The organism is Cryomorphaceae bacterium 1068 (genome assembly GCA_027214385.1).
Classification (GTDB): Bacteria; Bacteroidota; Bacteroidia; order Flavobacteriales_D; family Cryomorphaceae; genus JAKVAV01.
This window is the reverse complement of record JAPVXR010000010.1, coordinates 1-11,846: the sequence shown is the minus strand read 5'-3', so window position 1 is coordinate 11,846 and position 11,846 is coordinate 1. Positions and strand designations below refer to the sequence as shown.

At 41.7% G+C, this 11,846-nt stretch carries 12 protein-coding genes; 6 read left to right on the top strand and 6 right to left on the bottom strand.

All coding sequences use genetic code 11. The features are described from left to right. The first annotated feature begins 2 nt into the window (after positions 1 to 2). Together O3Q51_12485 and O3Q51_12480 are read left to right on the top strand one after the other, a co-directional pair. On the top strand, positions 3 to 956 hold the full coding sequence (locus O3Q51_12485; protein MCZ4409631.1) for an alpha/beta hydrolase: 954 nt from the start codon (positions 3 to 5) through the stop codon (positions 954 to 956). A 17-nt stretch (positions 957 to 973) separates the two neighbouring features. Then, on the top strand, positions 974 to 2,338 hold the full coding sequence (locus O3Q51_12480) for a hypothetical protein (GenBank protein MCZ4409630.1): 1,365 nt from the start codon (positions 974 to 976) through the stop codon (positions 2,336 to 2,338). A gap of 143 nt (positions 2,339 to 2,481) precedes the next feature. Here O3Q51_12480 and O3Q51_12475 read toward each other — a convergent pair whose 3' ends face one another. The 6 genes from O3Q51_12475 to O3Q51_12450 form a co-directional block, all read right to left on the bottom strand. Further along, a complete protein-coding gene (locus O3Q51_12475; protein ID MCZ4409629.1) occupies positions 2,482 to 3,450 on the bottom strand; it encodes a polysaccharide deacetylase family protein in 969 nt (322 codons plus the stop codon). Positions 3,451 to 3,824: 374 nt separating this feature from the next. Continuing rightward, on the bottom strand, positions 3,825 to 4,574 hold the full coding sequence (locus O3Q51_12470; protein MCZ4409628.1) for an outer membrane beta-barrel protein: 750 nt from the start codon (positions 4,572 to 4,574) through the stop codon (positions 3,825 to 3,827). A gap of 10 nt (positions 4,575 to 4,584) precedes the next feature. After that, positions 4,585 to 4,818, bottom strand: a complete 234-nt coding sequence (locus O3Q51_12465) for a hypothetical protein (GenBank protein ID MCZ4409627.1) — start codon at positions 4,816 to 4,818, stop codon at positions 4,585 to 4,587. A 4-nt stretch (positions 4,819 to 4,822) separates the two neighbouring features. Beyond that, on the bottom strand, positions 4,823 to 5,503 hold the full coding sequence (locus O3Q51_12460) for an amino acid racemase (protein ID MCZ4409626.1): 681 nt from the start codon (positions 5,501 to 5,503) through the stop codon (positions 4,823 to 4,825). A gap of 35 nt (positions 5,504 to 5,538) precedes the next feature. Beyond that, positions 5,539 to 5,925 (bottom strand): DUF3224 domain-containing protein, encoded by a 387-nt coding sequence (locus tag O3Q51_12455; GenBank protein MCZ4409625.1) that lies wholly within the window; start codon positions 5,923 to 5,925, stop codon positions 5,539 to 5,541. Positions 5,926 to 5,929: 4 nt separating this feature from the next. Further along, on the bottom strand, positions 5,930 to 6,589 hold the full coding sequence (locus O3Q51_12450) for a DUF5668 domain-containing protein (protein ID MCZ4409624.1): 660 nt from the start codon (positions 6,587 to 6,589) through the stop codon (positions 5,930 to 5,932). 77 nt (positions 6,590 to 6,666) lie between these two features. On the opposite strand from O3Q51_12450, the gene O3Q51_12445 reads away from it, so the two are divergent. The 4 genes from O3Q51_12445 (at position 6,667) to O3Q51_12430 (ending at position 11,645) form a co-directional block, all read left to right on the top strand. Next, positions 6,667 to 6,981, top strand: coding sequence for a T9SS type A sorting domain-containing protein (locus O3Q51_12445; GenBank protein ID MCZ4409623.1), 315 nt, complete (start codon positions 6,667 to 6,669; stop codon positions 6,979 to 6,981). A 489-nt stretch (positions 6,982 to 7,470) separates the two neighbouring features. After that, positions 7,471 to 9,021: a T9SS type A sorting domain-containing protein gene (locus O3Q51_12440; protein MCZ4409622.1), complete on the top strand. Its 1,551-nt coding sequence runs from the start codon at positions 7,471 to 7,473 to the stop codon at positions 9,019 to 9,021. 429 nt (positions 9,022 to 9,450) lie between these two features. Next, on the top strand, positions 9,451 to 9,741 hold the full coding sequence (locus O3Q51_12435) for a hypothetical protein (GenBank protein MCZ4409621.1): 291 nt from the start codon (positions 9,451 to 9,453) through the stop codon (positions 9,739 to 9,741). Continuing rightward, positions 9,738 to 11,645 (top strand): tetratricopeptide repeat protein, encoded by a 1,908-nt coding sequence (locus O3Q51_12430; protein MCZ4409620.1) that lies wholly within the window; start codon positions 9,738 to 9,740, stop codon positions 11,643 to 11,645. Before O3Q51_12435 ends, O3Q51_12430 begins: the two co-directional genes overlap by 4 nt. Positions 11,646 to 11,846 lie beyond the last annotated feature (201 nt).

The following is an 11,846-nucleotide window of genomic DNA, read 5'->3' as shown; positions in this document are numbered from 1 at the left end:
TCATGAAAAACTACCTCTTTATACTCGTAAGTCTGTTTTTTACGGCTTCTATCACAGCTCAAACTTTTTACAAAGATCTAGAGCGAGTTGATAGCTTTGATAAGATTGAATATCCCTATTCTGTTTCCAAACAGGCCATATTTAATGGGATGGAGATCGCCTACATGGACGAAGGCTCAGGAAGCGAGACCATTCTCTTCATTCATGGACTGGGGAGTTATGCGCCCGCTTGGAAGAAGAACATCGAAGAGTTGAAAAACAGTTACCGTTGCATTGCTATTGATCTGCCCGGATATGGCCGCTCTTCCAAAGGAGAGTACGAAGGCTCGATGACCTTTTTCTCCAAATCAGTAATTGCCTTTATGGATTCGATCGGTTTGAACAAAGTGGTTTTGGCGGGGCATTCGATGGGTGGACAAATCTCCATCGTAACGGCATTGAGTCATCCCGATCGTGTCAGTAAACTCGTCCTTGTAGCCCCGGCTGGAATTGAAACCTTTAGCGAAGGAGAGAAAGAGTGGTTTAGGGATGCCATTACCGCAAAGGGAGTTATGCTTACTCCTCTGGATGCCATAGAGTCCAACTTGGGTCACAACTTTTACAAGATGCCCGATGACGCCTTTTTCATGGTAGAAGATCGATATGCCATGACAGGAGCAGGAGAGGACTTTTTGTGGTATTGCTATGGCATTACCAAGTCCATTCAGGGAATGGTCAATCAACCCGTCATCCGAGATTTATCAAAAATCAAACAGCCTACTTTAATTGTCATGGGAGCTGCTGATCAGCTTATTCCCAATCGATACTTGCACGGAGGAAGCTCAGCAAAAATTGCCGAACATGGAGGCGAGCTCATTCCGAACTCACAGGTAGAGGTCATCAAAAAGGCGGGCCATTTTGTAATGTTCGAGAAAGCTGACGAAGTGAATCAGTTGATCGTGAATTTCCTGAACTAGAGTTACCTTAGACGGCAATGCCTAAGCTCAAGAAATTCACGGCTTTTGTGGATACTCTGTTTCCATCTGAAATAGAGTATGTACAAAAGAATAATTCGTACGAGGATAGGGAGATTATTCAAATCTTGGAGAGAATCGAGCTGAGGGTAGGCGAACCATGGAAAGGCATCGAGTTTGATCCGTCCATCGATTTACGAAAGTATTCGAAGCTCATGGCGAGCATTTCCAAGAAGCTCAAAGAACGGGATGTCGATGCCTATTTTGAGTGGATTAGCATGACCAATTATCAGATTACGGTAGACTCTATCTCTCCAAAGGAACAAAGCAGGATTTTGAAGGAGATGAAGGTATTTGAAATCGGATGGTTTCATATGGACAGCTTCTATCGCTTAGTAGAGAATTATGGTGGCTACCTTCTAAGGCGTTTCCGTCACTCAGATTATGCCATGGTTCAAGCTTTTTTAGACCGTTTTCGCGCTGCGGTAAGTAGGAATAGAAACGTAGAAGAAGAGGTCAACGAACTCACTCGTATTAACGCCTTCGCGGAACAAAAAGAATTAGAAAAAACTCAAATTGAGTGGCTCCTATCCGCTTTCAGAGATAAGGAATTGTCTAAGAAAAATCGGTTTCATGCTTTATTGGCTTATTTCATGTATCACATCGGTCAGAAAAAATGGGATTCACTTTTTGAGCCTTTTGAAGAATTAGAGAAAGAATTGTTTGAAGGTGATTTTTATTCCCGACGTATTCTGGCTAATATTTACGCAAATAAGCTCATTATTTGCAATTCTAAGGGCGATTACGAAAGAGCTGCATATTTCGGATTTCAATCTGTAAAGCACCATACAGAGGATTACTTGTACTACCTTAATAATTACGTGAGCGTTTTATTGCATCTCGACCGGCCGGATGAAGCCATGAAGAAGATGCAGGAAACTTTCCCGATGTACAAGGCCACATTGGATCAGAGCAGACGAGTTGTTTTTGCCTCTAATTATTGCAGGTGTTTGAACCGGAAACAACAATACGCAAAGTGCGTGGGGTTTGCGACACGATTTTTCAACGAGCTCGGCAGCAAAATATTCCAATTTAAATGGCACTACTTTTTTCGGAACTACTTCTACGCTCAGCTGAAAATTGGAAACACAGAGCAGATGGTGAAGATCAACCGTAGTTGGAAATTAGCGGAACGCGAGACCTCAGGCAAGTTCAACCCACACATCAGGGCCTTAATGTTGGCGGCTGAGTACAGGGAAATAAAGCTTTCAGGAGAAGAGTTTTTCAAACAGTTCAGGCTTCTAAACGGAAGCAACTTTGCTAAAGATGAAGACCTGGTTGTGTTAATGGATATGATTCAGAAAGAGCTACCACCGAGTGTTTAGAATACGTATCACTGAGTAGCTATGGTAGGCATATTCTATCTGACATTACAATTATATAGGCTTTAATTAATCCAAAAAAAAAGCCCAACGATTTTTCGAAGGGCTTGCGCTTAGAGAGTGTCTGATATATTGAATGCAATTTTTTACTCAGTAGTGGCAATAGGAATCACACGACGAGGGTTTCTTTTTTCCTTGACGGATCCTGTTCTTTTTTCAAAATTTAAGAAGGTCCGTTCAATTCCTTTCTCTGTGTGGACAATAGCCTTTGGCAAAGAGCTAATCTGAGTTCTCTCGATTACTTTTTCAAAGTTGGTATAGTTTTCACCTTCCAAAATCTTATCAATCTTCGATAAGGTAGTTCCTACATTGATGTATGATTTGATCTTTCTCTTCATCGGTAGGTCCAGTTTAGGTTGCTCGATATCAATATCTCTGGGGTGGATATAAAAGATCAAATTCTTGTCTTTTTTCTTCAACATTTCGGCTGCAGCCTTGTACCAGCTAACAGGGAACAGTCTGAAATAACCACCTCCAAAGCAGGACAATGAAGTAAACGGAGCTTCCAAAACGGTCATTGGAAATTCAACAATTGAGTTTCCTTGATAAATGATTTCACGTGGCTCATCGCCAAAATCAGTGAAAAAACCGTGAGCGCGCTTAGCGGGATAAATAGAGGAACTGTAAGTAAATCCTTCTTCTATCAAGGCCGGGTATGCCCAAGAGGCTTCTGGAGTAAGTGAGAATCCCGGTGCTCTGTATCCTCTTACTTCCTGACCGCAAAGATCTTCCAGAAGAGCTTTTGAACGCCGTATGTCTTCTCTGAATTTCTTATAACCCAACTCATATACCAAGTCGTGGTAATAACCGTGAGAAGCAATTTCATGTCCTCGCTTGCAAGCTTCCTTGACGATGTGGGGGTATTTTTCACCAACCCAGCCCAAGAAGAATAGAGTAGCTTTAACGTTGTGCTTATCCAGAACATCAAAAAGCATGTTCATGGACTCATTTATTCTACTAGGGTATCTATCCCAGTCAGAGATAGTTTTGGACACAGAATCTGTTTCCAAAATATGGAACCATTCTTCTACGTCGATGCTGAATACTGTATTCACGAGTTCGGTTGTTTTAGAATTCACAAATTACCTCCAACTCAAGCCAAATGAGCGGTTGAATTTCATTTTGGCACTTCAAGCTCAAAAATAGACCTTTTTTTTGTCGGATCAAAACTAGTTCAGGTCGACTCTTTTTGAAAGTTTAGCGAATGTTAAGCTAAAATCTCAAACGTTTTACCATGAAATTCAATAGACAAAGCAAGAATTGAAATATTTAATAAAATTCAACCATTGCGCTAACAACTTCACAGTAAGTATAAACGACCACAAACTTACTTGCTTATTACGACTCGAATTCTTTTAGGGTTTCGTCTTTTTCAAATCATATGCCACAAATTACCAAAATATGAAGCTGAGCAAGAAGTCCTCAAAATTTAAGAATCTCCTTGTGGTGTTTTGACAAGGAGGTAATGGATTCCCACATTTAGTTCCGAGCTATAGGTGTATGAGTTAATCGGAGAGTCTTCATTTATATTTACCACTCCAAATCGTGCAATGCCTTCTGCTCTGAGGAAGAAGTTTTCACTCAACTTGAACTCTGCTCCTAATCCTAGAGATGGACTGAGATTAAAACCAGTGGCATCTTCAAAGGAATCAATATCCATTTCTTCTGTATTGTCTCCATTCGAAAGTTTTGCTGTGGTATTTTGTGCCAAAAGTATTTGAGGTGACAGGCCGAAAGACGCCAATACCTTCGTTTTCTCAGTGCCCAAGCTCCATATGATTCTCAATGGAATACCCACATAAGACAAGCATGTCTCCAGCTCTCCTTCGGTATATTCATTATCGTTAACGAAACCTCTTCTCGGTTCAATATCATCTCCAAATGTGACGTTCAATCGGGTACAGTTTCTTAAATAAGCGATACCTGCTTCTAAAGTCCAGTGCTCAGTAACTTTGATTCCCATCACTGCAGCTAACCGATAACCCAAGGCTGCTTCTTCGCGGTTGTTGAGGTAATCGATATCATCGTCGACGCTCGATTCTCCCGAATTGTTAGACAATACCCGATAAGAAAAATTCGGGCTGACCTGCAGACCAACATAAATCGGTGGTGTTTCATTTTGGGTGTAGCCCGTCAAAAACAAAAAATTGAGCAGCAAGAGAGTAAGGTTCCGTTTCATCGCGGTGGTTTTATGGTTTTGATTGGTCGTGTTTTATTTTTTCAATTATGGCCTGACCAAAAAAGGACAAGCCCGCATTAAAAACGATCAGAGCGCACGTTCCGTATAAAACCCACTTGATTGTTGCCGCTCCGTTCATTCGGTAAAAACCTGCATCAATGGCCATGGACAATCCCGATCCGATCAAAATCAACCCGATTGGGGCGAAGGTCAGCCAGCGCTTACTGTGTTTGCTTGCTTCCATATGACTAACTGAGAATGAAGTCTACCGCCATTTGCGCGTGGAGATCGGTGGTGGCCAGCAGGGGCAAATCCGCCTTTGTGTCTTTCAACAGAATCGGTAATTCTGTACAGCCCAAAATAATTCCATCGGCTCCTCTTTCCTTCATCCTTTTTATTTCCTGCAAATAAAAGCTTTTTGCTTCGTCGGAAAAGATGCCTTGAGTGAGCTCGTTGGAAATGTAATCGTGGGTGGTGTCAAATCGATCGCCTTCGGGTGTGATGACTTCCATGCCAAAATTTTCCTTAAGCACCCCCGAGATGAACCTACCTTTCATAGTGGGTTTGGTTCCCAGTAATCCGAGTTTGTTCAGCCTCAGCCGCTTCGCTTCATTTCCTGTCGCATCAGCGATATGGAGAAAGGGAATGCCTATTTCCTTTTGCACAGTATCGCAAACCAAGTGTGGAGTATTGGCGCAAATCACGATGGCTTCCGCACCCGCTTGCTCGAGTTTTTTCGAAACATCTGTGTAAGTATCTATGATTTTGTCCTTGTCGTGAGCGCGCATCACCGCGATGTTGATGCTGTACAAAATAAGTTTTGGGCTTTCCAAGCTACCGTTGGCGTCGCAAAATCCTTCATTGATCAATCGATAATATTCTTGAGTGGCGTGCCAAGAGGTGCCCCCGATTAAGCCCAATATTTTCATAGATGCTGCATTTCCTACGAATGTAAGAAGACCGCTTAAATCAAATCGTAATGGAAATCGTAATGGTGACCTCTATCACGTTTGATTTCCATCTTTCCTGATATTCCCATGAGCTCATCCGTGCCCGAGTCGGGCAATACTTCTAAGATAAGGCGGTTATTGCCACCACTCATAATCCCGAAGTGTTGGAGGACAAAGCCACCTTTCTTTCCCTCGAGTATTCCTGAAAACTTCTCGATCGCGACATAGCCCGCCGTAGAATCTACAGCGGTTCTGGCGGTAAGCATTTCGCCTTTACTCGATCCTTCAAGAGGTCCGGTGAAAGATTTGTCAATGCTCATTCTCCCCATCAGTGGGTCTTGAGCTGAAGATTCCAATGGTTGTAGCTTGACTTCGAAAGAGCCGGAGATAGTCTTTGACATAGAGTTAGCTCTTTAGTTCTACTCCACCCATAATCGTCAACCCTTTGATGCGAAGGGTAGGGGCACCTTCGGTAGGCTGAATAGACCGACTGTCTTCGAAGCCGCCCATAATGGAAGTAACTTCATTAATGACGTTCCAATTTTCAGGTGTCCGAATTTCGGCTCCACCCATCAAGCTGAAAACATCGATTACGGCTTCGCCTTGAATTTCCGTTTTCGACAGGTTGATTTCAGAACCACCCATAATGCTGGTCACTTTTCCACCCTTTAGAGGTGAGCTAGTCACTCGAAGTTTTCCACCACCCAAGATATTAGTAGAGTCAAAATGGGTATCTCCCGTTATTTCTTCACCAGATTTCCCTAATGAATTCCTGAATATAAAGAGCAAACCAAGCCCAATCAGAGCTATTGGCCAAATGTAGGACCAATTCAACTCGTAGAATCCAAGGTTCTCAAACAGGAAGACACCTCCAATGGCACAAAGTATTATTCCCGTATTGACTCTACCAGTAAGTAGATTGTAGATGCCGACAACGATCACAATGCTGTACCACTTCAACAGCCACCAAAGGTTGCCGGGAATGATATCCATTTTGTTGAGAAGGATCACGGCTCCTATAAAGACGAGGATGACACCTAAAAAAGCTCTTTTTTGTTTGATCATGGTTTTAAGATTGGTGAGGGTAAATTACGAAAGATATCTTAGTTCTTAGTGAACAACGCAAGGTGTGGTTTACATGCATGAAAGCACCAATACCGTCAAGTATTTTCCTAAATGCCTACTTCACTGATGTAATCGGTTTGGCAGAAAATACCTTGCCTGATTTCAAGATTTATCCCAACCCAAGCAATGGTCGCTTCCAGATAGATGTGTCAGACATTGATCCAGGTGCTTTTATGGGCATCTATGACCTCAGCGGCCGAATCATCCATCAAGAACGGATTCGGACTTCTACTTTGATGGAGGTTCAAATAGAAGGCGCTTCACCCGGAATGTACCTTATGGAAATTCAATCTCCCGAAGGAAAACGCACCAAAAAGATTACGATTCAATAGAACGATCATTGACTCATTCAGAAAAGCCCCGATTTAGGGGCTTTTTTATTGGGGTTATTCTTGAGTGTCCCGTAATGCGAACTCCTGTTTGAGTACACCTTAATTATCGTTTTTAAATGAGAGAAGTGCGGCTGTATTGTGGGTGCGCTTGAACGAGAGGATACTAGAATATTCACAGTTACCCAAAACCCGATATTTCTGACGTGGTTTGGGGATAGGCTCGAGTCATTTCAATTTCACCCTTATTTTCTTATCTGAATGTTTTGGAACTCCTTGTTCCGAGCTGAAATCAGCAGATGCTTTTAGGACACTTAAGGTACGCACAAAACTTGGATTTTGCAGTGACCGGGGTACCTGAAAAGCAATGGTTGAAACGATAATTTCGTAGTGGAAAAAATATATGGTCGTGGAAGCACTGAACTTTAATGTGATTTTTTTCGAAGTCAGTAATTATTTATCATTTCTGAATTTTCAATCTTAACCTAAATCATGAAAAGAATAGCACTACTAATTTTCGTTTTACTCTCCTTTACGCTCCACAAAATTGAAGCGCAGGGAATAGATTCTTTAAACCTGACCAGTACCTACATAACTCTGGGAGAAAGTTGGTACACCGACTACTACACAAACTATTCGGTCTACACGAATCGAAGTTTTTTTAAGGACGAAAACGACGGTTTGCACATGGTGTTTATATCAAACTATAAATTGATTTATTGTTTTTCATCTGACTATGGTAGCACATGGAGCACTGATGAAATCAGCACTGACTTAGATGGTACGTACAAACTAGCTGTGATTTATGCCGATGCTGAAGGGAATCCGTATATCGCTGCGACGGTTAATCCGCATTTCAATTATGGAAACCCTACCAATATCGATTACAGCGAGGAATTTAGATTTGATGTGCACTTCCTATTTAAGGATGAGGGAGACTGGGTAGTTGAAAATGTTTATACAAGCAATGCGAGCAACTACGGTATGGAAGTCAGCGAACTTTACATGGATCAGAATGGTGATTTGGTGTTGATTGGAAATCGTTTTGGATGGTGGACATATGGTGGTGCCATTTACGAGCTCACACGAAGCGAGGGAGTATGGTCTGATTTGAACATTATTCACGAATTCAGCGAAGCAAGTGACAATCATTTTACATTTCTTTCGTACAGTGTATTGAATATCAATGGAACCAGGGATATAATCTTTTGCAGGTACAGCTACAATATTCAAAACCCTGAATTATTGTCCATTCACTACGATGGAGAGAATTGGTCAGAACCTAATTCTATCACAGGAGATTTGCATCACTATGTGTCATGGAGTATGACCACTGATACGGATGGTGGGTCTTGGTTAGCATATTTCAGCAATGATCCTACCCCTCAGATTTCACTTTCCATTGGATTGGAAGATCCCATTGAAATGGATATAGATTTAAGTTTAGTAGATACGATTCAGTCTATCAAACTTCATTATTTGGACTATGGGTTTTTGGATTTGATTGTCAACCCTTTAAACTCTGACACCGCGTTATTGTATGTGAGTGAGGATTACGGTGTTACTTGGGGAGAACCTATATATGCTGATAACACTTTATTTGCAGGAGTATTACCGACAAGGGATCAGTTCAGCAATCAAACTACGGATCTTGAATTTATGAGTGTTTCAAGAGTTTCACAAGTAGAGCCTTATGGCCCTGATTCTCTATTTTACAACCATTTAGATCAAATAGATTCCTCCACATTGGGTATCGATGATTATGGGGAATTAAGCAATAAGTTGTCCGTTTATCCTAACCCATTTTCGGATATAATCAGCTTAAATTGCATGCTGGAAGAACCGAGTGAGTTGAATGTCAGAATATTCACTTTGCAAGGAAAAATGATCGCAGAAAGAAGATACCAGGGAAATATAGGCGATAATCAAATATCAATGAATCTGGGATTTTTAGATTCAGGAACCTATATTATCGAAGTGTTGAAATCTGATCAAACAAGAGGGAACCTACAAAAGGCTACAAAGAAGCTTGTTAAGCTTTAAACCAATTATACTTTTGGTTAGGATTCCTAGCTGACATTGATAACTGCCAAGGTTTGTTAGTCCATGACTATCAAACCTTGGCTTTTTTCTTTGTATCACTTCCCGATACAAAACTTCGAAAAGATATTCCCAGCAAATCATCTGTCGTGATCTCGCCGAGGTGGTGAAGAGCTCGGCGGATATCGAACGCGAGAAAGTCACTTGTGACGCCTTTTTCCAATCAGAGATAGGTTGAGAAGAGACTCAAGCCTTTGGCCCTCGCCGAATTTTGATGAGGTAATTCTCTAAAAAACCGCAAATTGAGAACACAAATCATTTTAAACGGCTTGTAAGAATAAGTGTAGGCCTATTTTGGAATTTATTTTGGATGATACCGGCTTATTTGATCGGGCTAATAAGCAGCCAGCCAATGGTTAACCATTCTGTCGAATGCTTCCAAAATATCATCTTGATCAGGAAACCTTCATTCGGACATCCATCCAAAAATCATCCATACAGGTGAGCCTCACTTTGAGCATCTTTCGCATTTTTGCGCTGATGGATATGCTGCTACACACATTTGGCACCTTGATGGCAAAGTCACAGATTTTCTTTCTTCTGAAACCCATGCCGCTTTATCATCGACTCGAAATAGAAAATGGAAGTAAATTGAACCCATCGGATTGCACTTATCCAAACCGGCGGAATACATATCTTCTCATCAATATTACTACACTATGAATCCTAATCTAAATCGAATACAGCTAATTGCGATGTTTTGCATAGTACTGCTCAACGCCCTAGTTAGCCATGAGGTCTCCGCTCAAGGCTCTGGTAACCTAATTAATGCACAAATAGATTCGCTTTACAATGAAGCGTGGGCTGTATCGCGCACACAACCCGAAAAAATGCTTGAAATCCTTGAAGATGTAAAGGAACTGCACACAAAGCAGGACAAGGCACATAAAGTGGGAGTGCTTTACTATTACCAAGGAATTGCTCACAAAAATCTCAGCAATTTTGATGAAAGTGAGAAATGGTTTGATACGTATATAGCTTTTCAAAAGCAGAGACAAGATACGTTTCGGATTTCTGCAGGGTTAATGGCCAAAGCAAATCTCTATTCTGACCAAGGGAAATTTGCAGAGAGCACAGGAGCAGCTTCTGAAACAATGAGTTATGCTGAGGCTATAGGTGATACGCACTTAGTAATCATAGCGAGTAGCAAAATCGGTTATATGCTTACCGAAGCAGAGCGGTATGAGGAGGCGATGGAGTATCATTATCGCTCCAATTTGCTGGCTCGTGCTATTGCCGACTTACCGCAAGAGGAAATTACCTACACCAATATGGGGCTGACTTATGAAAAGCAGAACCAGTTGGATTCAGCCTATGTGTACTACAAAAAGGCTTATGATATGGGAGAAAGCATGAACAGCGACTACAATAAAGTGATCAATCGCTACAACTTGGCGACAGTGCTCATAAAATTGAAACGATACTCCGAAGCGAAGCCCCTCGTTTCGGGATGCATGTCGCTAGCCGATGGGATCAATATTCCTTCACTTAGGGTAGCAAGTCGACAACTTTTTGGAGATATTTTGATGGTAGAAGGGGATTATGCACAAGTTGTACAAATGATGGATTCCTTATCGGGAATGCTTAACCATGAGCTGGGACTAAAAGACGAGATGGAGATAATCGAAATGCGCGCTGAGGCGCATCGGCTAAATGGTGACTTTGAGTCTGCGCTAAATGATTATATGGTTTTTAAATCCCTCAATGACAGCCTAATCGGAGCTGATAGTCGAGAAAAGCTCAATGAGCTAGAAGTGAGGTACGAGACAGACCGAAGAGAACAGCAAATTGCTCTTTTAGACCTTAAAGACAAAGCTTCTCAGGACATGATTTCTCAAAAAGATCGCACCATCCTCATTGGTGGAATAGGACTCACACTTATCACCGTTTTGGCTGTTGTTCTCTTCTTCTTATTCCGCAGTTACCGCGAGCAGAAAGAGGAACTGTCCAAAGCGTTGTCTGCAAAAGAGCTCCTGCTTCGAGAAATTCATCACCGCGTAAAAAATAATCTGCAAATCGTTTCAAGCCTTCTTTCATTGCAGGGTAGAAGTCTCAATGATGAATCAGCCCTCGAAGCGATCAATGCAGGTAAGAGCCGTGTTCGTTCCATGGCGCTTATTCATCAGAGCCTCTACCAGCGAGAAAACCTTACAGGTGTAAATGTAAAGGAGTACGTCGAGAAGCTTACTTCCGAGCTCTTTCGCACCTACGACGTAGAAGAAGACCGTGTACAATTGACTCATCAAATTGAGATTCAGGAGTTAGACGTAGACACCTTGGTGCCTCTTGGTTTAATTATCAATGAATTAGTTACCAATTCTCTCAAGTATGCCTTCCCTGAGGACCGTTCGGGAAAACTAATAGTGGCGCTCATTCACGAGAATAGCGAACTCCTCCTCAAAGTAATTGACGATGGGGTAGGATTTGATAAGTCTGCGGTTCGGGAAAATGCTTTTGGGCAAAAACTGGTTGCATCACTTACTAAACAATTGAAAGGTGAGATGACAGTGGATAGCACGGCGGGTACGGGTACAACCGTTCAGCTTTTGGTTCGAAGATTTAGTTGAGCCATGAAGAGGCGTTTGATGTCTTGATGGACTGACTACAAGATACAGAGTCTGTTTATTTCCGTAGGGTTTACAAATCTGCTTCTAAAACTAATGAACCTACTTCCCGATACAAAATATTTGATACTAATTTAACTTACTGTATATCAGCATGTTGCTAAGATAGTAGAAACGAATTAGCAACAGAAATAGCTGAGTAAT

Excerpts from the sequence above, each read along its gene's own strand:
- O3Q51_12485 (MCZ4409631.1), top strand. The coding sequence starts at position 3 with ATGAAAAACTACCTCTTTATACTCGTAAGTCTGTTTTTTACGGCTTCT.
- O3Q51_12480 (MCZ4409630.1), top strand. The coding sequence starts at position 974 with ATGCCTAAGCTCAAGAAATTCACGGCTTTTGTGGATACTCTGTTTCCA.
- O3Q51_12470 (MCZ4409628.1), bottom strand. The coding sequence starts at position 4,574 with ATGAAACGGAACCTTACTCTCTTGCTGCTCAATTTTTTGTTTTTGACG.
- O3Q51_12465 (MCZ4409627.1), bottom strand. The coding sequence starts at position 4,818 with ATGGAAGCAAGCAAACACAGTAAGCGCTGGCTGACCTTCGCCCCAATC.
- O3Q51_12460 (MCZ4409626.1), bottom strand. The coding sequence starts at position 5,503 with ATGAAAATATTGGGCTTAATCGGGGGCACCTCTTGGCACGCCACTCAA.
- O3Q51_12455 (MCZ4409625.1), bottom strand. The coding sequence starts at position 5,925 with ATGTCAAAGACTATCTCCGGCTCTTTCGAAGTCAAGCTACAACCATTG.
- O3Q51_12450 (MCZ4409624.1), bottom strand. The coding sequence starts at position 6,589 with ATGATCAAACAAAAAAGAGCTTTTTTAGGTGTCATCCTCGTCTTTATA.
- O3Q51_12445 (MCZ4409623.1), top strand. The coding sequence starts at position 6,667 with ATGAAAGCACCAATACCGTCAAGTATTTTCCTAAATGCCTACTTCACT.
- O3Q51_12440 (MCZ4409622.1), top strand. The coding sequence starts at position 7,471 with ATGAAAAGAATAGCACTACTAATTTTCGTTTTACTCTCCTTTACGCTC.
- O3Q51_12435 (MCZ4409621.1), top strand. The coding sequence starts at position 9,451 with ATGCTTCCAAAATATCATCTTGATCAGGAAACCTTCATTCGGACATCC.
- O3Q51_12430 (MCZ4409620.1), top strand. The coding sequence starts at position 9,738 with ATGAATCCTAATCTAAATCGAATACAGCTAATTGCGATGTTTTGCATA.